The organism is Flavihumibacter rivuli (genome assembly GCF_018595685.2).
GTDB classification, from domain to species: Bacteria; Bacteroidota; Bacteroidia; order Chitinophagales; family Chitinophagaceae; genus Flavihumibacter; species Flavihumibacter rivuli.
In genome coordinates this window covers 2,898,823-2,921,568 of the sequence record NZ_CP092334.1, presented here as the reverse complement: position 1 = coordinate 2,921,568, position 22,746 = coordinate 2,898,823, and the positions used below count along the sequence as shown (strand labels likewise).

At 43.3% G+C, this 22,746-nt stretch carries 17 protein-coding genes; 15 read left to right on the top strand and 2 right to left on the bottom strand.

Going from position 1 to position 22,746, the window contains the following annotated elements; all coding sequences use genetic code 11:
- The first annotated feature begins 7 nt into the window (after positions 1 to 7).
- Together KJS94_RS12420 and KJS94_RS12415 are read left to right on the top strand one after the other, a co-directional pair.
- Positions 8 to 1,348: a RagB/SusD family nutrient uptake outer membrane protein gene (locus tag KJS94_RS12420; RefSeq protein WP_214448986.1), complete on the top strand. Its 1,341-nt coding sequence runs from the start codon at positions 8 to 10 to the stop codon at positions 1,346 to 1,348.
- A gap of 15 nt (positions 1,349 to 1,363) precedes the next feature.
- The gene (locus KJS94_RS12415; protein ID WP_214448985.1) at positions 1,364 to 2,656 is read left to right on the top strand and encodes a TlpA family protein disulfide reductase; all 1,293 of its coding nucleotides are present in this window, start codon (positions 1,364 to 1,366) and stop codon (positions 2,654 to 2,656) included.
- A gap of 37 nt (positions 2,657 to 2,693) precedes the next feature.
- Here the strand turns inward: KJS94_RS12415 and KJS94_RS12410 are convergent, their stop codons facing one another.
- Together KJS94_RS12410 and KJS94_RS12405 are read right to left on the bottom strand one after the other, a co-directional pair.
- The gene (locus KJS94_RS12410; protein ID WP_214448984.1) at positions 2,694 to 2,966 is read right to left on the bottom strand and encodes a hypothetical protein; all 273 of its coding nucleotides are present in this window, start codon (positions 2,964 to 2,966) and stop codon (positions 2,694 to 2,696) included.
- Positions 2,967 to 3,005: 39 nt separating this feature from the next.
- A complete protein-coding gene (locus KJS94_RS12405; RefSeq protein WP_214448983.1) occupies positions 3,006 to 3,452 on the bottom strand; it encodes a MauE/DoxX family redox-associated membrane protein in 447 nt (148 codons plus the stop codon).
- Between the two features lie 251 nt (positions 3,453 to 3,703).
- On the opposite strand from KJS94_RS12405, the gene KJS94_RS12400 reads away from it, so the two are divergent.
- The 13 genes from KJS94_RS12400 (at position 3,704) to KJS94_RS12340 (ending at position 22,740) form a co-directional block, all read left to right on the top strand.
- On the top strand, positions 3,704 to 4,186 hold the full coding sequence (locus tag KJS94_RS12400; RefSeq protein WP_214448982.1) for a hypothetical protein: 483 nt from the start codon (positions 3,704 to 3,706) through the stop codon (positions 4,184 to 4,186).
- Between the two features lie 79 nt (positions 4,187 to 4,265).
- Positions 4,266 to 4,586: a LytR/AlgR family response regulator transcription factor gene (locus tag KJS94_RS12395; protein ID WP_214448981.1), complete on the top strand. Its 321-nt coding sequence runs from the start codon at positions 4,266 to 4,268 to the stop codon at positions 4,584 to 4,586.
- A 453-nt stretch (positions 4,587 to 5,039) separates the two neighbouring features.
- Positions 5,040 to 5,606 (top strand): hypothetical protein, encoded by a 567-nt coding sequence (locus tag KJS94_RS12390; protein ID WP_214448980.1) that lies wholly within the window; start codon positions 5,040 to 5,042, stop codon positions 5,604 to 5,606.
- 2 nt (positions 5,607 to 5,608) lie between these two features.
- On the top strand, positions 5,609 to 6,025 hold the full coding sequence (locus tag KJS94_RS12385; protein ID WP_214448979.1) for a DUF5675 family protein: 417 nt from the start codon (positions 5,609 to 5,611) through the stop codon (positions 6,023 to 6,025).
- Positions 6,026 to 6,037: 12 nt separating this feature from the next.
- Complete coding sequence (locus tag KJS94_RS12380; RefSeq protein ID WP_239804157.1) at positions 6,038 to 6,265, top strand: hypothetical protein; 228 nt, start codon at positions 6,038 to 6,040, stop codon at positions 6,263 to 6,265.
- A 618-nt stretch (positions 6,266 to 6,883) separates the two neighbouring features.
- Positions 6,884 to 7,984: a hypothetical protein gene (locus tag KJS94_RS12375; protein WP_214448978.1), complete on the top strand. Its 1,101-nt coding sequence runs from the start codon at positions 6,884 to 6,886 to the stop codon at positions 7,982 to 7,984.
- Positions 7,985 to 8,335: 351 nt separating this feature from the next.
- Positions 8,336 to 9,316, top strand: coding sequence for a hypothetical protein (locus KJS94_RS12370; RefSeq protein WP_214448977.1), 981 nt, complete (start codon positions 8,336 to 8,338; stop codon positions 9,314 to 9,316).
- A 335-nt stretch (positions 9,317 to 9,651) separates the two neighbouring features.
- Complete coding sequence (locus KJS94_RS12365; protein ID WP_214448976.1) at positions 9,652 to 10,782, top strand: hypothetical protein; 1,131 nt, start codon at positions 9,652 to 9,654, stop codon at positions 10,780 to 10,782.
- Between the two features lie 76 nt (positions 10,783 to 10,858).
- Positions 10,859 to 13,405 carry a hypothetical protein gene (locus KJS94_RS12360; protein ID WP_214448975.1) on the top strand — a complete coding sequence of 849 codons (2,547 nt, stop codon included), beginning with the start codon at positions 10,859 to 10,861 and terminating at the stop codon, positions 13,403 to 13,405.
- A gap of 5 nt (positions 13,406 to 13,410) precedes the next feature.
- Positions 13,411 to 14,499 (top strand): DUF928 domain-containing protein, encoded by a 1,089-nt coding sequence (locus KJS94_RS12355; RefSeq protein ID WP_214448974.1) that lies wholly within the window; start codon positions 13,411 to 13,413, stop codon positions 14,497 to 14,499.
- A gap of 2 nt (positions 14,500 to 14,501) precedes the next feature.
- Positions 14,502 to 15,023: a hypothetical protein gene (locus KJS94_RS12350; RefSeq protein WP_214448973.1), complete on the top strand. Its 522-nt coding sequence runs from the start codon at positions 14,502 to 14,504 to the stop codon at positions 15,021 to 15,023.
- Positions 15,020 to 21,952: a PA14 domain-containing protein gene (locus KJS94_RS12345; RefSeq protein WP_239804156.1), complete on the top strand. Its 6,933-nt coding sequence runs from the start codon at positions 15,020 to 15,022 to the stop codon at positions 21,950 to 21,952. The genes KJS94_RS12350 and KJS94_RS12345 overlap by 4 nt, the downstream gene beginning before the upstream one ends.
- A gap of 17 nt (positions 21,953 to 21,969) precedes the next feature.
- The gene (locus KJS94_RS12340) at positions 21,970 to 22,740 is read left to right on the top strand and encodes a hypothetical protein (RefSeq protein WP_214448971.1); all 771 of its coding nucleotides are present in this window, start codon (positions 21,970 to 21,972) and stop codon (positions 22,738 to 22,740) included.
- The last annotated feature ends 6 nt before the right edge of the window (positions 22,741 to 22,746 follow it).

Here is a 22,746-nt window from a genome sequence, read left to right as displayed (position 1 = left end):
GAACAGTATGCGATTACCAAAAATAATTGTAGGAATATTTCTTGTAGCCCATATAATGGGCTGTGAAAAAATGGTTGAAGTTGCTCCTCCGAAGTATGAGTTAACCGGGGATATGATCTTTTCAAATAGAGAGAATGCTGAGGCTTATTTGGCGAATGTATATACTAAAGCTGCTCAAGCGGCATTCCCATATGTCTCGAACCCTATGAATTTGTACTGTGATGATATTGTATATAACGGTAACAATGCTTCACTCCTTGAGTTTTATCAGGGATTGGTTAATCCTATAAACTTAATAAATGAAAATCAATGGAAGTCAATTTTTGCGACTATCTACTATGCAAATAATTGGCTTAATGCTGAAGGAAAATTGAGTGCTATTCCATTAGATGTAAGAAATCAAATAACTGGTGAGTTACTTACTTTGAGGGCCAAAAGTTATTTTGACTTAATGGTCCTATATGGAGAAGTTCCATTGGTACTGACAGCCGATTTTAACCAATCTGCTAAATTGAATAATGCTGATTCAGCTGTTTTAGTTTCCCAGATGTATAAAGATCTATTCTCCGCAATGCCCTATCTTAATGGTAATTATCCCTCATCTGACAGGGTTCGTATTAATAAGTTTGTTGCGCAAGCCTATTTAGCCCGGCTAGCTTTATATAATAAGGAGTGGGAACTGGCATATAATTACTCAGATTCAATCATAAACAGTGGATTGTATTCTTTGGAAAAGCTTGATAGGGTTTTCAAAGTTGGTAGTGATGAGACATTGTTTTGCTATTGGAACAAGGCTGGATATACGGATTATGGTTTGTCATATGTGACCGATCCAGGTGTCGTTCCCGAGTACTCAATTTCTGAAAATCTTTTGAAAGAGTTTGGATCTGATGATTTAAGATCTAAAATATGGTTGAATGATGATATTCAGAACCAATTGAAAACACCCTTTAAATATAGGAATAGATCTGAGGTTGTTAATGGAGAGAGCGAATACTTAGTTGATATTCGATTGTCGGAGATTTATTTAATAAGAGCTGAGGCGAGTGCAAATTTGGGCAACCTAACTCTGGCTTTGAAAGATTTAAATGAAGTTAGAAGACGTGCAGGTTGTGAAAGTTTGCCTGCTATTGTTTCATACAGCGAATTCCTTGAGCAGCTTTTATTAGAAAGACGAAGGGAGCTTTTTACTGAAGGTTATTTGCGATTTTATGATTTGAAACGGAATGGTAAGATGGATTCATTGCTTGGTTACAAACCTAGCTGGAAGGCACATTGTGTCCGCTTGCCATTTCCCTACAATGAAATTCTCAATAATGCTAATCTAAGGCAAAATCCAGGATATTAATTAATACTAGAAGCAATGTGGAAATTATTTATATCTGGCATTTTACTGATGCCAGTGACATTATTTTGTCAAAGTAAACAATTAGGTATCGGTGATAAATTGCCGCCGATAAATGTAAAAGTTTTAAAGAATGGAAAACTGGAAGTCAAGCCTATTTCTGTATACTATGAGAAGGGGGGAATGATCCTTAGTTTTTGGGCAACCTGGTGTTCTTCATGTATTCATAGTATAAAAAAGATTAACGGACAAATCAAGAGTTCTTCCTCAACTGTCAATATTCTTCCAATAACTTACGAGGATGCTTCTACTGTTGATAGGTTTGTTAAGGTGAATCCGATCCTTAAGACCTTAGACCTTGAGTATTCAGTAGAGGATAATGCCCTTATGGGTAAACTTATTGAATTTAAGAAGCTTCCACATGAGGTATGGGTTGATAGAAATGGTATCATAAAGGCTATTACAGGTACGGAAGCAGTTTCATCTCAAAGCCTTGCTCTGCTATCTAAGGGAGAGGACATTAATGTAGTAATGAAGACGGATAACTTGAAATACCGTTTTGGTGATACCTTACCATCAACTAACGGATTTTTAGCTCGTTCAATATTAACTGGCTATCAGGGCAGCCTTCCAAACTGGATAGGAAGCTCAATGCCTTTGCTATATAAAGGGGCTAAGGCCAGCTTTTTTTGTGGAAATAACCAGCCTGTTTTAAGCTTATACTATGCTGGTTTTAATGATGGCTCAGGAGTTCCAGTAGATACATCCAGGATTATTTTAGAAGTTAAGGATAAGTATAAATTGTTTCCACAATTATTTTCTGATGATCAGGATATGGATTTATTGAAGGATTATATGTATTGTTATGAATTAAGGTCCCCGTTCCCAATGGAAGCTAAGGAATTGGGTAAGATGATTATTGATGATTTGAATAGATTCTTTCCATATAAAGGGGAAGTTAGAAAGGCATATAGTAAGTGCCTGGTTCTGAAATTAATTGATTCAAAACGATTAAAAGCAGTAGCTCCTTCTGACGCACCGTTACAAGCTAAATTCAAAAAAGGGCAACTTATTGTAGCAAAGAATATTACTGCAGATTTACTTGTGAAATATTTGGACGATATGCTTTATCCTTTGCGAGTAGTGAATGGGGTTGATTGTTTGAATTCATTTGATATTGAATTTGGGGAAGTGGTTCCAACTGAGAGGAGTTTATGGGTTGCTAATATCAACAAGAGTTTGGAAAAAAATGGGTTATTGCTAATAGAGGAAGATGTATTGGTTGATAAGCTTTATATTACCGATAAATAAGAGCTGGCAAGACCAGCTCTTATTTTAAGGTTATTGATCAAGGTTTACTGATGTAGTTACTTGTTGGAACACCATCATCGTACCCTCTGGCGCAAATTTTGTTGCCAGGGGATGGACAGCCAAATTGTGCCCTTGCTTCACTTTCAGTTCCAAGGAATGTTACAGCTGGAACAAGCTCTGCTGTACCAGCTGAGTTGTATTTATGCCATTCAAGTTCCATTTGATTGTCGGAAGTCTTATCCGGCAAGCTGAATGCGCTCATTACAATGGCAATGGTCAGGGCTCCCAGTCCCAATAGTTGCTTTTTCATAAAAGAAAAGTTTAATTAGATATAATTGCCTACTATCTTCTAGGGGTGTTCGGCTCCTTCCCCTTCTTGTCTAGGCCTCGACAAATAGTATCCTATTCCAGCCAATATGAGGAATAGTATATTGAAAACCAGGTGGTTTTTCCAGGATAAACTGCTGATCACGCCACCACAGCTGCAGGGTAGCTCCTCCTCTGCCAATAACATGATGCCTATATAATTCGTAAATAAGGCCATTAATGCAAATGAGGCCAGCAAAGCGATCCTTTGATAGGTTGGACTTAATAAACCCCCAACTATGATAAGTTCTGCTATAGGGATAAGATAGGGCAGGATTTTGGCATAGGGTTGCAGTAAATGGGAGTGTTCAAGGGTATTCAGAAACCGATCTTGATCCAATAGTTTGCTAATACCAGTATACGCAAATAGAAGAATGAGAAGAGCGGCTATGATGGTTACCAGCTTACTATGGTTTTGCTGCTTTCTCACAGCATAAAGTTCTTCACTGTTGCCAATTTTGTATTGGCTATTCAGAAAAAAAAGTTATCCGTTTGGATAATTATCTAAATGATGTTTTTGCATTTTTCTTCTGGTTTATCCATCATTTCCCGTTACCTAAAAAACTTATTCGTCCCTCCCTTGCACTCGTTCATGCTACTGTGCATATTGTTCATGCCATTTCATTTGGTTATTCCCTTCCTGCTTGCCTATCCTTGTTGGGAACCTTTAATTGTTTTTCTATGGCAAATTTTCCCGATCTCTCGCCTGGTACTTTTGGCCAACCGGTTTCCCCTCGTAAGCAAAGGAGACTTGCCAAATTGAAAGCCTGTCTGCGCTTTGCCCGCTTCGCAATGGGTGATCCCCATTTTCGCCCTTACTATACCGCGGCAGCCCGTAAGCCCTGCCTGCCTTTCAACATGGCCTTCCTCGATGCCTATTATGCTCCGGCCATCCCCAGGATCGATATCACCGGCTATACCGGTCAGCCTGGTGATACGTTGCGCATCTTCGCCACGGATAACCTGATGGTCTATTCGGTTCGGGTATGGATCTACGATAGGCATGGCTTGCTGCTGGAAACTGGTGAGGCTATCCTGCCCCCGGATCGTAAGGATTGGGTTTACACGGTTTCCGCAGCCAATCGCTGCATCGAAGAGACTTCCATCAAGGTGATGGCCATGGACCTGCCGGGTAACCAAACGTATAAATCCGTTCTCGTATAGTCGCCAATTCGGGTGTTTTAACGGTTGTGGAGGGATGGGGATTTGGCTAATTTACTGACTCCTACAAAGCAATCTGGCTATGGCACAGCAGGACTTGTTCATTCCCTTTCAAAATCGATTAAGGCGGATCTCTACGGCTGATATCATCCTGGTGGAAGCTGCCCGTAATTACTGTCGTATCAGGACCAAGCAGCAGCATTACCTGGTGCAGAAGACCATCTGTGATATGGCCACCCTGCTAAGCCAGGCTGATTTCTGCCGGGTACACCGCAAGTACATCATCTCCCTACGGCACATCACTTTTATTGAACGCAATTATGTGATGCTGGGCGATACCGAAATACCCATTGGCAGCACCTTCCACAAGGATTTTCTCAATAGGCTCACGATTCTTTTATAAACGATCGATCCCTGGAAAACCAACCCGGAGCCCGTCGCTCGGCAGGCGGGGAGGAGCGACCCCCACTGCCTGTTCCGTACTGTTTTCCCGGTTTGTTTCGATAGGTCGATTCCCAACGGAGAGGCATAGGGCATGAGCTAATGCTATACCCATCCCCTGGTAGCGCCAATGCGCGGGATCGGGTACCCTACCCTGAGTATACCGTGAGTATACAATGAGTATACAACGAGTATAGGATGAGTATAGGATGAGCGAAGGATGAGTATAGGTTTGTGATTCGAAAACCTGGTACAACTATACAGGGGAAAGTCCTGATCCTGGGAAAACCAGGCAGCTTACCCGCCTGATCTCGGGCTTGTTGTTCACTTCACTTCGCTTATGCTTCAAACCCTATCGTTAAGCCTGCGGGATCTTCGACCGGTTCACAAAATCTAAACCTTTAAAAAATCAGTTATGGCTAGAAACAGAAGCAATATCCTGGTAAGGGGCTTCAGTGGCGCCGTCGGCAGGCAACTGGTCCTGAGGACCAGGGGCGACCAGACCTATCTCGCCAACCGCCCCAGTATCAACCGCAATCGGGTACCCACGAATGACCAGCAGGAGGTAAGGCTGAAATTCAAGGATGCCGTTACCTATGCCAAAGCGGCCATCCAGGATCCGGCCCTCAAGCTCGATTATGCAGCCGTGGCCAGGCCTGGGCAGTCTGCCTTCAATGTGGCATTCAGTGATGCCTACCTGCCACCGGAACTCAACAACCTCCGTACCGATGCCTACTCCGGCGACCCCGGCGATAAGATCACGGTCAGGGCAACCGATAATTTTTTCGTCGACAAGGTTACCGTTGCCATCATCGCCCTGAATGGGACGGTGATCGAGGAAGGCGAGGCCACCCCTGATGCCAATGGGCTCGACTTTACCTACACCGCCACGCAATCCAATGCGGTGTTGCAGGGTAGCAAGGTCAGGGTAACGGCCGAAGACCTTCCTCGCAACCGGACGGTGCTGGAGGTAACGCTCTGATCATGGAGCTCTTGCTACAGCGTTCGTACCAGGCCCAGGGTACCAACGGCAGGATCTTGTATATGGGCAAGCACCTGGTCTATACCATTGAGCTTCCCTGGCGGCATAATATCCGGATGCATTCCTGCATTCCGGAAGGCCGCTACCGCCTGCAATTCCGCTACAGCGAAAGGCACAAACTGCACCTGATGGTGACGGGTGTTCCGGACAGGACACTCATACTGATCCATAAGGCCAATGATGCGGAGCGGGAATTGCGGGGCTGTATAGCGCCGGTCACGCGGCTAACGGGCCAGGGCAAGGGCGAAGCATCGGCCAGGGCATTTGCCCGTTTGATGCGCCTCGTTTTTAATGTCCCTACCCATGAAGAACCCATCTGGCTGGTGGTGGAAAAGCTACCGGCCGATTGTTCACTTTAAAATGCAATACGTATGAAACAACAGGAAATTGACAGGCTCTCGCTCATGGGTCGTGCCAATGCCCCCACGCCTGCGCTCTTCGTGAAGCTGCGCAATATCGGGCTGGTATTGGCCGCCATCAGCGGCGCCTTGCTGACCTCACCGGTAGCCCTACCTGCGGTGGTCACAACCATCGCTGGTTATATCGGCGTAGCCGGCACCGTAGCCTCGGCCATCAGCCAGCTCACGGTAAAAGGCTAACCACACCTACGGTTCGTTTTGGTTATTGGTTAATGTGTACCCCCGGCCATTCCTGGTCGGGGGTTTTTGTTGGGTATTTTTACCTCAGCGGGGTCTCTCGTAGAGGACCCCGATGCCCTTACACCTCAGCGGGGTCTCCCGAAGGGGACCCCGATGAACCACATCCTGCAATAAATCAGGGTCCCCTCAGGGAGACCCTGCTGAAGATAGAAGATGTAGTAAGAGACCCTGCTGGGGTAAGATAGGGAGGAGACCCCACCCCGTAAACCTCAGCGGAGTCTCTCGCAGAGGACCCCGATGAACCAACCTCCTGCAATACGTCAGGGTCCCCTTCAGGAGACCCTGCTGGGGAGAAGCTGGAGAATACCTTGCTGGGTGAGATAATTTTTTAATACCCTCCTATTACTTAATTGCAATGGTAAAAATTACTAACTATTAGGTATAAACGTAAATATTTGTTAACGATTTTAAAAATACCGTGAAAACACGGTAGCACTATTTGAGAAAAATTTGTTGCATTGCATTCTGTCATTTGGTTCTTCATTCTTACTAAGAAAACTGTTTTATTGTTAATAAACCAAAACTATTCGTGCTGCTATGCGATGTAAACTGTGTTTAATGTTTGCATTAATTTTTATCAATGGGTTATTGAATAGCTTAAGTGCCCAACTAACCCCAGTTGGAAATAATGTTTACTTTAACAATTCTGGAAATGTTGGGATAGGAACCAGTAATCCGGGGGAGAAACTATCCGTTATCGGAAATATCTTTCTCGGTGGGACTACTCCAAAGATCAGAATGAACGACCGCGCAGTTTTTCAAATGCCCATGGTAGGAGAAACCGATTATGTAAGAACGGTTATTGGACAGAATATTCAGTGGGACAATACAGACAAGAAGTGGCAGATTATCGACAAAGTGTATAATGACTTTGCCATGCTGAGATTAGGGTCGAATGCTGACATCGCTTTTTATAACAAACCTATCAACGCTGAGTCTTCAGATCTTTCCAACCAGCAGTTGGAGAATTTTAGACGATTCACTATAAATATAAATGGAAACGTTGGTATTGGAACAAGTAACCCGGAATACAAACTGTCTGTAATAGGAGATATTTATGGAAGCGGTTATCTTAGGGTGGGATCAATGCCTTCTTCCCCGAATTGGCAGTTTACTGTTTTAGGACAGCGTGCAATAGGGGCTGTCGAAGCCTCCAATAATAGAGCCGCCTATTTGTATGCTGCAAATGATATTTATGGAGTAACTGCATTTGATTTTAACACCGGTACACCATTGCCATTGGTACTCAATTTAGGAACCAATCATACTCTGATCAGTCCTTATGGCGGTAATGTAGGAATTGGTACGACAACACCACAATCCAAATTGGCAGTTAATGGAGATATAACGGCAAAAAAGGTCAGGGTTTCCATTGATGGCTGGCCAGATTATGTTTTTGATAGTTCCTATGCGCTTCGCCCCATTGTTGAAGTGGAATCATTTATTAAGAAGAATAAACATTTGCCTGATGTTCCCTCTGCTGCTGAAGTTGTGAAGAACGGATTAGATGTTGGCGAGGTCCAGGCTACTTTATTAAAAAAGATAGAAGAATTGAGCATGTATATCATTGAGCTGAATCATAAAAATGGTAAGCTGAATGATCAGGTGAAAAGCCTGGAAGAGAAGCTGAACAATCTTGAAAGACAAATCCTAGACTAGTGAGTTTAAATTATTATAGCATAATATCATGAATGGCTGAAGATTTTTTAAAATCAACTGCGATAATGTAAAGCCCTCTGAATTACTTTTATGAATTACTCTAGTTTTCCAAGATGTAAGATATTTTTTACTGCCAGTCTTTTAGGAATAGCAACTCTAGGAGCAAAAGCTCAGGATTGGGGGGTTGGCAATTCCAGAACCGAGAACCGAAATGATGCTGGTCTCAGGGGAGATGCTGGTGCAAAATCCGGATTTTTCCAGGCAGAATTTCCCGTTAATTTCCCTGGTGGATCAAATGGTTTGTGGCATTTGTTAGATGTCAGGCATAGTAACCAAAGTAACAATTATGCCATGCAGTTTGCAGGTAGTTTCTATGATCAGCAACTTTGGTTTAGGAAGACCAATAATGATCCTGCCCAGCAATGGAGCAAGGTTTTATTACAACCTTCCGGTCAGCTTTATTCACCTGCAGGTAGTAGCCTTGAATTACTTAGTTTGGCTAATAGCAATGGTAGTAGTACAAGCTACTTAAAAACACTTCTCTATAGGCATACTACTGGAACTGGTCCTGGTAATACTGCTACCAGGTTACAATCGCTTACTGATGGAACTAATCATGGTTATGTTGATTTCAATCCTGTTAATGGACTGGGTGGCATGGCTTTGGGTACCAACGGCAACGAATTATTAAGACTCCAGCCCAATGGTTACCTTGGTATCGGAGCCTCGAATCCACTTGAAAAGATACAGATTGGCCAAAAGATGGTTATCCATGATGGAGGCGAGAAGGTATACGGTTATAATTGGTATTTCAGTGTAACAAGACCCAAGAGAATCACAGATGGGTATAGTTCATGGATGACCTTTTATGAAGACGGTTCTATTAGTTTTCGATCTGCAGACTATGGACCGGCGAATTCAGATTTTGCTGTTATCAGACAAGGGTTGACCATTAAGAATGATGGGACTGTAGGGGTAGGTACGCCTGATACAAAAGGTTACCAGTTGGCCGTAGCCGGATCCATGATAGCTGAAAAGGTAAAAGTTAAACTACAAGGAAGTTGGCCGGATTATGTTTTCGATAGTTCCTATACCCTTCGCCCAATTACTGAACTGGAAACCTATATTAAGAAGCATAAGCACTTGCCGGATATTCCTTCCGCATCTGAGGTAGCCGATAAGGGATTGGATGTTGGGGAGAACCAGTCCTTTTTACTCAAGAAAATTGAAGAATTGAGTTTGTACATTATTGAACTGAATAAGCAGAACGAGCAGTTGAAGCATAGCATGCGTGTGTTGGAAGAGAAATTTTACAAACGTTCCACTGAATGATAATTGAATCGTCCAATTGAAAGCATCTACTTTATTGATTGAATAAGCCTAAGTTGTAGCCTTGCGATTTTCCCTTGAAGAAATAGAGTCAATCAATAATTCTGATTGTTCGGATTCTTTATAAAGGAGATGAATGGGTGGATTGGTACAAGTGTAATACACTTGAGAATGTGGATAACTTTTTCCAAGAAATACACATTATGGGTATTGACAATGCAAAAATGTGAAATTACATTTGATCTACACAAGAACTAACGTTAATATATATACGAGAAAATGATATTGTGAGACGGCTAATTGCTTGGCAAAGAATGTAACCAAAGTTTCAATATATCATGAAACAACTGCTTATAGGCTTGTTTATCCTTTGGGTAAACAACAGGGTTCTTGCGCAAAATACATTCCCATCTACCGGTAATGCCGGCATTGGTACTGCTACTCCTACTGCTAATTTGCAGGTCGTATCAATTGATTGGGATAAGATATTATTGGATGCCAGTGGGACCAATGGCTTATCCCGACTAACGATTAGAAATAGTGGTCATTATCTTTATGTCGGTACAATTGGTAGTAGTTTCACCTCAAATGGTCACATGAAAACCAATGGTGCATTCTACACCTTCGATGGGGCTGGCGGGATTAGTATCGCTGCTGCCAATTCAAGCGGTGGTGCCATCAGATTTTATACTGGAGGAATTGCCGATGCTAATCAAAGGGTCATGATTGACCAAAATGGCAGATTGTTTGCTTACATGTTACAAAGGCCCGGTGTCATTCGCGATGAAGTGCTTACTATTGATCCTTCTACTAGCGAGATCCAGGTTACACCATTACAGCCTTCACGCCTAAGATTTGTTGATACAAGAAGTACTGCTACACTACCATCTACCTATAATTCAAGTTTTCAAACCCATTTTAAGTCCACCGGTGCGGTTGGGTTGACTTTTACCGGTTCTTCTTTTGCTTCTGTGATGGGTATCAGGGGTTGGTCAGATAACTCTGGAGGTAAGGCGCATGAATTGGCGTTTACCGATAATAACCAATTCTATGTGCGGTCTGGCTTTTCTGACACCTGGGAGAACTGGCGTCGGGTACTCACTGAAGATGTTAATGGTAATGTGGGAATTGGAACAATAACACCACAGGCAAAGCTTGCCGTAAATGGTGATTTGTTTGCAAAAAAGGTTAGGGTTACGCAAAGTGGCTGGCCTGATTATGTTTTTGGTGATAATTACCCGCTGACCCCTTTAAGCCAGGTAGAACGCTTTATCAAACAATACCGGCATTTGCCGGGTGTTCCCTCTGCCAGCAAGGTGGAACAGCAGGGGCTTGACCTTGGTGACAATCAGGCCCTGCTGCTTAAAAAAATTGAAGAGTTGACGCTTTACCTGATAGAACTCAACAAACTAGTTGAGCAACAGAACAATAGGATAAAGGAGCTCGAGCTTAAACAGAAAGGTCGTTGAATAAGTGAGAATGCTTTGCTTATGCAGCATTTCTAAGGCTCAACAGGGCAAAATTTAACGCTCACAATATTGTATAATGATATCAAGAACCCTCATAAAAGGATTCCTTTTATGGCCACTGTGCTTTTTTGTTGCTGGCCAAATGGCGAATGCCCAGGATGCTGCCGGTTCGCACCCAAAGCTACCCCCCGTTCCATCCTCATTCCCTGATTGGTTGAATAGGGTGATAGCTGATTCCCTGAACCATAAGTATGCAAATGGCAGGGGGGACCTGGATATTGATGCGGTAGCCTTGTCTTTGGAAAATTGGCGCAATATTCCTGCATTGGGCTCCCTTTCAAATACTACATTAAAGAATTTTGGCAATTATGTCAATGGTCATTTTGGTAAGAAGGGCCTGGATAAGATTAACAGGTTAGCCGGCATTGATACTGGATCATGGCAGCCACAGTCCTATATCACGGACAAAATCAAAGGTTTCTATGCCTTGCAGAACCCATTTCCCGTAACCAGGGAATCCTTGCGACATCCTGTCTCTTTGAAGATGGAGAAGGCCTCTTATTCCTTTCATAATAATGCCGCTAATCTTGGTCAGTCAAATTTCCAGCATGTTGACCTGAAAGGTGGCCTCACTGCTTTTGGTATTCCCTTTCAATCGGCTTATTCCAACTTATCAGAATACCAGCGCCCATTTGATTTGAATAGCATGCTTCAGTTAAAGTTCAATAAGACGGCATTAACCAATATGTTCAAGGATCAATTATTGACTAACTATAAACTGGATAAACTTTTATTGAATGATCTGGATATAAGTGCTTATGCAAGGAAGTTTTACCAGGCTAGTCTTCAGCTGCAATGGGAGAGATTTAGTGGTGAAGGAATCGCTGAATTAAGGTCCGTTCTGGAACGGGATATTTCTTTTGAAGAGTTATTATACCTCGATAGAGTCCAGTTAATGAACAGGATTTTACCTGATTCCAGGATTCGCCAGATACAGGATGAATTGAATGCAGCCAGACTGCAATTGGACAATGGTAGTTTGATTGCTGAGACTCGTGACAGCCTCAGCTTGCTGATCCTATCCAAAGAACGCTATCTGAGGAATGCTGATTCCCTGCTGATGGCTTTGGACAGTACAAAGAAGGGTTTGTTGCAACAAGGATTTTCAATTGATAGATTGACCAAATCAAAAGATGAATTGGCTGGGCAGGTTAATGCGGAATTGAACAATCCAGCCTTCCTGAATGATGCAGCAAGAAATCACCTTCCGGTAACCGGCCTTCAGAAATTTTTCAGCCTTTTGCAGCAATTTAACCTGGGTAGTTTTGGTTCATCCGCCACCGGCTCCAATCTGGTGAATCAGTTTTTTAATGGTATTGAATTGTCGGGGATCAAGAAACGCACAGTATTCGCAGGTGGATTGGGAAATGTTAAGGAGTTCGGCTTTTTTAAGGATGCAGGATTGCAATCTGCCTTAGCATTACCTGCTGGTTTTTCCCAATTCTTATCCCTGGGAAAAAGATCAGGGAATGAGGGGAATGCAACCAACCTAACGATCAGCAATGGGAATACCAACCCTGTTGATCGTAATGGATTTCAAATGCCTGGCCTGCAAAGGAACATATTCACGGGAGGCTTATCCCGACAGTTTTCTTTAGGGGAACAGTTTCGGGTATCGGCAAGTTTTGCCAAATCATCTACCCAGTTCAGAAATGAATTCAGCACCCAAACAGGAGGGCTGGATGCGTACAAGCCGGCCTTGGCAGAATTTTTCAATGATTTCTGGTCACAGGTATCGGCTGAGCTGTCTTATAGCGGCAGCAGCCGGCAAATCAACATGGAGCATGGCGCCCATGTAAAATATAGCGGAATTGGTTTTAATAATGCCACTTCAGTCAATGTAACCAGGGGTACAATTAATTATGGTGGGTTTATTCGCAAGCAGTGGGCTAAGAATAAGATCAACTTCAGGCTAAGGTTCGACAATAGAGCAGTGAATAGGACTCCTGATGGCGGTGCCAAATGGTTGAATTATCAGCATGATGCTGAACTGGGCCTGAAATTAAAGAAGGCTAACCGGATCCAGGTTCGATATGGAAGCTTCCAAACCTATAGTTCGGGTGATAGTTTGGGGAAATCCCTGCTTTATGGAACAGTCAGATTTGGCGTACAGGCAGTTAACCGCTGGAAGGCTTTTGGCAGGTCCATCTCATCCAATCTTTCGGTCAATTACCAATCTATTCGTTCCGGTACCACTGGTTCAAGAATGGTTAACCTGCAACTGATGGAATCCATGCCTTTGAAGCGCAATGTGCTATCCCTTGTGTTACTGTATAATAAGGAGATCGCAGAGAATCGATTGGTCGGTGACCTGTTTTCAGGTGACCTTGCTATCAGTTATGCACTTTCGAAGCGGATCAGTGCATCTTCTTCGGTCACGTATTTGGACAATCAGCTTTTTGCCAGGCAAATTGGTATAAAACAAAGCATCAATGCCAATATTGCCCAACGGTTTTCCCTTTCAGCATATGTGGATGCCAGGCATGATCTCATTCCTGTTGCCATGCCATTATTATACGCTGCTTCAAGGGCTGAATTGACCATTCATTATCATCTGAAATAGTATCTATGAGAATTATTCTGACAATTGGTTGCTTATTGATGAGTGGACTGCTTATGGCACAGGTCAGCTTTCAGTTCCTTCCGGAGATCCACGGCAGGAATGTGGATGGATTATTGGCCGTAAAAATGACAAATTTTTATGGTGAAAGGAAGACGGCGGTACTGCAAGTGGTAGTGAATGAAGAAAAAACAGGTAAGGTCCTTAACATTACTACACAACCCTTTGAATTAATGCCGGGCCTTAGTGGTTTGCCCATTGATGCCATGCGGTCTGCCATGATTCAGTTCGGTAATTCACCATTGGCTGCAATGGTTCGGCAGTCCGGGGTTTTTGGTTCCGGGGAATATGAATTCTGTTTCTCCCTCAAGGATGGAACCAAGGGCGGTTCTGAAGAATTACTGGGAGAGCAATGCTTTGATCAATTCATTGAACCCTTATCTCCACTGCTATTGGTGGAGCCATATGATGCGGCGCAGTTATGTGATAAGCGACCCATGTTGCAATGGCAGCCCAGTCTTCCCCTGGTGCCTGGTACCCAATATAAGCTGACATTGGTGGAAGTTCTGCCCGGACAAACACCTGTTGAAGCTATTCGCATGAATATTCCATTGATTAATCAACCGGGTATTGTAAACCCCATTTTGTTCTTTCCCCCCAATGCTAGAGACCTGGTAGAAGGTAAGAACTATGCCTGGCAGGTTGATGCCTACAAGAATGGTTTTGTGATCAACAGGTCTGAGATCTGGCAGTTTAAACTGGAATGCCCCAAGGAGGAACCTCCCGTGCCTGCTGATGGTTATCGATCCATTGAAGATTTGGCAAAAGGAAATTTTTACCTGGCAACAGGAAAGATCCTGTTTAGCATGAACAACCCCTATGCTCCCTTCTTACTCAAGTATTCTATTGAATCACTGACAGAACCTGAACAGGAGATCAATAAATTACCCAAAATAATGGTGGGGAAAGGTGATAACAAGATTCAGATCGATCTGGAAGAACATCCTTCATTCAAAAGTGGCCACCAATACATATTAACGGTGGAATTGCCTGGTGGGACACTTAAAAAACTAAGGTTTACGTACAACGAAAAATGATAATGAGAACAGTTGTGATAGCAATATTGATGCTAGGGCTAGGTTGCAGGACAGACAATAATGCAGCAGCCATCAATTATTATACAACTAATAAGAAGCATCTAGAAAAGAATATAGTTGACGAGACGGGTAATTATGCTGCCGCTGTTATTCCAACTTCACTTTTGAATGACCGGCAGGATATAAGGCTCCAGTATGAGGATAGTCTGGTTTACATCCGAATGGTGCATTCAGGGAAGAATATTGGGCGAGATAAATCAGCATACTACTATGGCATTGATAATTCATTTCGGATTGCCATAGGAGCGGATACGGTATTGCCGGAACTGGTAATACCGGTGGCAAATGGTATGGCAAATCGCCTCGAATATATTATCGGGATTGACCCTTATACTTTGCCAACAGGTTCAGATACCCTTAGTGTATACTGGTTATTGCCCGATGCCAATGAGAAAGGTATTTCCTTTCAGTTTAGTAAAAGAATGATTGATCAATTGAACACCAATAATTCGACCCGGCTATGATTTGGAAAGATTGTTATCGTAAACCCGTTGCTGCTTTTTTTCTTGGGGTAATGGCACTTCAACAACTGTTGCCACTCAGCGCCATGGCCCTGACCTCCGGTCCCACACAACCTGAATCAAAAGCTTTTCAACAAGCCGGGGTTTCGGATATGGTGGATCTTTTTTCTGGTGACTTCAAATACAATATTCCGCTAATGGATGTTGATGGTTACCCAATTAATTTAAACTACCAATCCGGGGTTGGTATGGATGATGAAGCCAGCTGGGTAGGCCTTGGCTGGAACCTGAATGTTGGTGCCATCAACCGTCAGTTACGCGGCATTCCGGATGATTTTAATGGTGCAGATAAGGTATTGACAGAACATTACACTAAGCCGAAGATCACTGTTGGGGGAAGGGTTACCGCAAAGGTTGAAATCAAGGGTAAGGCAGGCAGTAAAGCCGGTGGTTCTGGGTCTTTCTCCTTAGGAGTGTTTAATGATAATTATAATGGTATAGGCGCTGAGATAGGATTCAATGCCGGCCTCTCCTTTAGCGCTACCAATAGTGGATTGATGACAATGGGGCTTGGACTAGGGGTTAATTCCAACACTTCCAGCGGTGTGGATGTCAATCCTTCTTTGTCCTTATCTGCCCGGATCCATGCAAGTGCCAACACTACAGTTGTACCAGGCATTTCCGGGAGCCTGGGTTACAATACGAGGGCAGGTTTGAAGGAGTTGACCCTGGCTAGTAGTTTTAGTTTAAGTGGTCAGGATGGGGATAAAAAATGGGGGTATGATCTGGGGCAATCCGGCTCTACTATCTCTTATAACACGGATCCCCTGATGCCAAGGATCCAGATCCCTTACAGGACTTCAAATGGCAATTTTAGCTTTGATGTTGGTGGTGCTGCATGGTTGATTTTTGCTGGCGGTGGAGGCACCGGCTATCGAACAGTGAGAGAAGTTAAGTCGAGATTCATGAGTAATCCTGCATTCGGGTTCCTGTATGCAGATCGTGGAAAGAACCAGCCACAGGCCATGATGGATTTTATCCGTGAAAAGGAAAACCCGATTACCCCAGACCTCCCTAACCTGGCGGTCCCGGTTCATACGCCAGACCTGTTTACCTATACCAACCAGAAAGCCAGTGGTCAGTTCAGGTTGTATCGTGGGGGTACCGGTGTATTATTCGACAACCAGGCTGTTGATGAATCTACGTCTAAATCATTAGGGTTCGATGCAGGTTTTGGCGCTTTTGGCCATGGTGGGGTAACATATAATGAGCAGATGGTCAGGTCGGCAACAAGAAAGTGGACGAGAGACAATGATTATAATAGTAAGGCAGATTTTCAATCTCCTGATGATCCCAGGAATGATGCTGTCTTTTTTAAGCAGGTAGGGGAGAAAAACCTGGAAGATGCTAACATGGTTAGCGCATTGAGAGCGGAGGCGCCCATCGCAGTGGGTATTACTGGAAAACGTGCTTTAAGCAGTTTTGTTTCCAATAGCAGGCAAAATGCAACTATATCCTCAAGTATAACCAAAACAGGGAAACAGGTAAAAAGATCATCTGTATCCTATTTAACAGCTGCTGAGGCTCAAAAGCAATACGCCGCTATCAAAACATTTCCTTTTAATGACAAGAGTAATTTTGCTATTCCGGGCTGTCACCAGCCATCTGCTGCCGAGCAAGTTGCCAGATGGGACCTGCAGGTTAGAAAGGCCCATCATATTGGTACGGTAAACGTAACAGGTGATGATGGATCAAGGATGGAGTATGGCTTACCAGTCTACAATGTTAAACAGGAAGAATATTCTTTCGCGGTTAAACCAAATTACAATGACGCCTCGGTTAGGGATAAAAATATTGTGTTCCCTAATTGGGTAAATACCTTCCCATACCAGCTTTACAGGAGTAATCTGAATACCGACCTTAAATCAACAGATCATTATTTTCACAAGGAGACTACCCCTGCTTATGCTACCAGTTTTTTATTGACTGCCATTTATTCGCCCGATTATGTTGATGTGACTGGTGATGGTATTACCGAAGATGACCTGGGCACTGCCATCAAGTTTAATTATTCCAAGTTACCTTCCACTTACAAATGGAGGTCCCCTTTAAAAGGAGCTATACTCAACAAGGGCTTGCTGGCAGACCCGGATGATGATAAAGCCAGTTTTGTATATGGCGAAAAAGAAATATGGTACCTGCATTCTATTGAAACGAAGACCAAGATCGCCTATTTTATTACCCAGGACAGGGCCGATGCTTTAGGCGTGAATGATGTGAGAGGTCAGTCCCTCAATACCTCCCTGAAACAGAAAGCCCTTAAAGAGATCAGGCTATACTCTAAGGCCGATGTAACAAAACCCATTAAGACTGTTGTATTAGAGCATTCTTATTCACTCTGCAGGAACGTAGAGAATTTCGACAATGCGGTTAATGATCCCCACAAGGGTAAACTTACTTTGGAAAAGGTGTACTTCACCTATGGTAATTCCAAAAAGGGAAGCCATTTCCCCTATGTATTCAAGTACAATAATACAGGTCAGGAAGGCACCCAATATCCTGATGTGGTGAACTTTGATTACCTGAGTGCAGACCGCTGGGGAACTTACAAGCCGCGCTTGGCCAACCAGGGTTCTACGGCTTTCTCTGGCTTTCGGAATGATGAGTTCCCCTATGTTTTACAGGATAATGCTGCCAACGCAGACCAATGGGCAGCTACCTGGCTATTGAGTAAAATTGAATTGCCATCGGGGGGGGAAATAAGTGTTGACTATGAAGCAGACCGGTACACCTATGTTCAGGATAAGAGAGCTATGAAAATGATCCGGATTACCGGTTTGATCAATAGCGGCACCGGAACCACCAATGACCTTAACAGCGCAACTGGCGTGGTATTGGATATGCCTTATCCTACCGGTGTGCCCGGTGACCTGCTGGTATGGTTCAAGAAGAATTATCTCAATAGCTCTGATTATTTGTACTCCAGGGCATTCATCAATGTATCAGACGATCCACAATCCTCTAATGAAGCATTGTATGATAATGTGGCATCCTATAGTAGGGTGGTAGGAATAGTGAATGTTTCTGGAAAGCTGGGCGTTAAGCTGGAGATGATCAATAATTCCGGGGTTCAGGTTACGCCAATTATTCATTCCGCATGGCAGAAAATGCGCATGGAATATCCCCGTTATGCCTATCCTGGCTATAGGAACAGGGTGAGTGATGAGTCCGCATCAAAGGCGCTGGAGGCCGCTATTGGCGCCATTGTCAATTCAGCAAAAAATTTGGGTGAACTGAAGGAAAATTTCAATAAGAAGGCCAAGAGGAAGGGCTTTTGTTCAAAGGTGATCTTGGAGAAAAGTTTTGCCAAAATTGCCATCGGTCCTCAGGAATCCAAGTATGGCGGAGGGTCAAGGGTAAAGAAGATCAGGATCAGCGACAAGTGGCAGACGATGGTTGGGGCACAAAATGGCATCACCAGTAGCTACGGCCAGGAGTATGCATATACAGATGCTTTGAGCGGTACAGGCAACGCTGTCAGTACAGGGGTAGCGAGTTATGAACCGTCTGTAGGAGGGGATGAGAACCCAATGCGCTTGCCTATTCCTTATACCGAAAAGATAAAAGGGGCGATCAACAACTACTTCAATATGGAAGAACCATTTGGGGAGTATTTGTTCCCATCAGCATCTGTTGGCTATTCAAAAGTGACCGTAAGGGCACTAAATGCAAACGGTGAGGTAGACCTGGCTAACCAGACGGGCTACACGGTAAGTGAGTTCTTCACAGCAAGGGAGTTTCCTGTGATTACCAAACGGACGCCATTATTAAAGGTTAACAAGGGGCCCACAAAGAATTTTAATCCGATAAGTGGTAACGCTATCCATGAATCGATCTTTTCTCAGGGTTATAGTATTGAGTTGAATGATATGCATGGAAAGGCGAGGGCGGAGAAAACTTACAACAGCAGCGGTGCATTGATTGCCTCTGTTGAATACGAATATGCAACTTCTCCATTGAATACCGGCCAGTATAAACTCAGGAATACGGTGTCCGTATTCAAGGAAGATGGCTCCATTGCACCAAACCAGATCATCGGCCGGGAAATAGAAATGTTTGCAGATATGAGGGAGCAGGAAACCATCAACGAAGGAATGGCCATTCATTTTGGGTTTGATTTAATACCCTTTCCGCTATCGGGCACCCTTCCTGTTCCACATTTCCCAGGAAAGATTAATTCTGAATACCGTCTGTTTAGATCCGCAGCCACTATCAAAGTAGTTCAATACTATGGCTTCCCGGTTAAAGTGCATAAAATGCAGGATGGGGCTACCATTTCAGTTGAAAACATCCTCTATGATGGAACCACCGGCGAGGCTTTGTTGACCAAAACGATCAACGAATTCAAGAAGCCGGTCTATTCGTTTAACCTTCCCGCCTATTTTGTAGAATCTTATATGGGGGGTGCATACAGGAACCTCGGTTCAATTGTCTCCTTTTCAACCAATAGTACAGGGGTAGTCAGTTCTCCCTATTTAGGGGTGTTATTTCCAGGCGATGAGTTAGTGGATGAACAGGGTACCCGTTTATGGATGGTTAAGACAAGTGAAGCTCAGACTGATTACAACCCTTCAATTGGTGTATTAAGAACAGTAGATCGAAGTGGAAACCTGGTTAAAAATTACAATGGGAAGGCAAGAATCATTCGTTCAGCTTACCGGAATCAACTATTGCCATCGGCAACATTCATTGTTACATTGGAAAATCCAATTGTCAACAATAACCTGCAATTACTTTCTAACGTAAGCCTGAAGAAGTTTAAAGTATTATCAGCCAATGCTACCGAGTATGCTCAAACCTGGGGACAACCAGTTACTTGTGCTACTTGTCCTCCTGGATATACACTATCTCAGGATGGTACCAGATGTGAACAAAACTCTATTCAGAACACTTCTCAATGTTTTACTTTCTGTAAAGGAGGATTCAATTCTGCCTATGGTATTGAGGGCGCCTTGATACAGGAAAGCACTTCTTCTCCTTTAGTGAATGTAAAGTCTAATTATTGGGGTGGCGATTGCTTTATTGCCCAGGCCATCACTGGTTTTACAGATGCCAAGGCTACGTCCCCAAAGATCAATAATAAACCTGTTATTAAGGAAGAAAAGCCTGCTCAGGATTCTGTTAAGAAATTAATGGATAAGCAGCTGGAGGATAAGGTTAATCAGGGAAAAGCAAATGCCGATGACATCCAGTCGGTCGCGTTACCCAGTACGGCCTGTACCCGTTATGATTATACCAGTACTTCTACCCCTACTGGCTCTTGTGGCCCATTGGTTAGAGCAGGTGTTTGGCTTTGTTTAGGAACAACTAATTATGCCGGCTACCCTCTAAGGGAGTGGTTTGGTTTTGAGAAGTGCATCAATTTCCCAGAGACAAAGACCTACTATATTGGTTACGCAGTGGATAATCGGATGAAGATTTACATCGATGGTCAATTGTGGAAAAGCTTGGATACTTACAACCAGAGCACTTTCAAATATTGGTATGTATCACCAATTACCCTCACTGCTGAAAAGCACACCATAAGAGTGGAAATGTATAATGATGATGGTCCGTCCACTATGGCACTTGAAGTTTATAATAATACATATGACCAATTGTTGAATGCAAACTTTAACACATCCGTTCTGTTTTCGACGAACGATATCATCAATAGTGATACCTATAGTTTCCGAACCATAAATGGTGTAGAAGTGCCGCGTTATACCTGTGCAAATGGAAGTAAGCCTGATTTGTGCAATGGAAATAAATGCACCATTAATGTTAACCAGGTTCGCAATCCATATGTTACCGGAGACTTGGGTAATTGGAGGCCAAAGGAAGCCAAGGTTTACCAGGTGTCCAGGAAAAGCGAAGAGGACTTCAATCCGGGTGGAAAAGGACTGGATTTGAGTAATGGAGGCTATTTCACAGATTTTATTCCCTACCATTACCGATCAGCCAGTACTGGTTCCTGGGGGAAGAATAACAGCCACCAGAATTGGGTAACAGCATCCACTGTTACCATGGTTGATAAGTATGGCCAGGAACTGGAGAATCGTGATGCCCTGGGCAGATTTAGCGCTGCAAAGTTTGCCTTTAGAGGTAGCCTTCCTGCTGTTGTATCATCCAATGCTTATCATGGTGATATTGCCTATAATAGTTTCGAAGATGAAGGATTCAGATCTGGCTGTCTTACTGATACTGATGCAGCTTGTGCAAGCAAGCAATGGGTATTAACGGATGGCAATAATCCCAATCTTTCCGGTTACCTGAATTCTTCCAAAGCACATACAGGAAAGTATAGCCTGCAACTTCCATCCAATGGCTTAACCCTTTCTACGCAATATGGTATAAAGGATGTTAGCAAGACTACCCTAAGTACCAATACCAATGGTGAGTTCATCAGGACCCCTGGTAAGGGGTACTTCGCAGAGGGATTCAATCCTACACCGGGAAAGAAGTTTATGGTATCACTATGGGTGAAGGATGCATCTGCTGCCAATAATGTACCTGTTCAATTTATTGTCAATGATCAGTATAGCCAACCGGTACTGCTTAAAGTGAAGGCGGTTGTGGAAGGATGGAAATTGATTGAAGGGGAATTGAACAACCTGGAATCATATGGTACCGCCTCGCAGTTGAAGTTTATGCTAAGGCCATCTACTGGCAACGTATTGATCGATGACCTGCGCATTCATCCGTATGATAGCCAGGTGAAAACCTACGCTTATGATGAACAGTCCCTGCGTTTGATGGCGGAATTGGATGAAAATAATTTTGCAAGTTTCTATGAATATGATGATGAAGGATCCTTGGTACGGGTAAAGAAGGAAACCGAGAAAGGTATCATTACAATTAAGGAAACAAGATCTTCTTACAGGAAAAATTAAGGCCAAAAGCAAATTTTATGAGAAAACTATTGCTAGGATCATGTTGCTTATTATTGGCCACTATTGGCTTCTCTTATCGCAATAAGGTGATGACATGGTGGGGTTCAACTTTCGCTTCCAAAACTACGGAAAGGGGTATGAGTGATCGTGAAGTCCAGGAAGGTATAGCTGAAATGACCAGGATAATATCTAGATTTCGGCTTACCGATAGTATAGTGAGTTTTTCTGCCCAGATCTTGGTAGAGGACAAGGCTGACAGCTCAAGTTCCATAACTCCTTATAATTTTTGCGGCTCTGTCAGCTCTTTTTGGTTGAAGATGGGTAACGTACAAATGATAAACAATAAGGATGGTTATCTCTATATCGACCAGGAAGCTGCTAAGATGCTTGTAGGTCATAGCAGGGAGGTTAAGATTATGGGAAATGACCAGCTGGAACTAATGAGTCAGATTGTCAGGGAAGAAGGGTTTTCCTTCAGTAAGGAGGTGGATGATAAAGGATTTATCCATTATAAGTTGTTCAATCCTGATCACCTTTCCTGTAAAGAGTTTCTTATTGAGTTTGATCCGGCTTCCCAATTGCTGAAAAAGATGAAGGTGGTTTATCCGGATATTTCACAGGATAATGACCCCGCATTCGATAAGACCATAGAGTTGAATTTTACCAGCTGGTCCGCGAATGCCAACTGTAATTGGCGTATGGAGGATTTCGTTGTTCAACAGAATGGCGAATGGAAGGGAAAGGGTGTCTACAAAGAATTTGATATTATTCAACTAGGCAATCAATAATAAGAT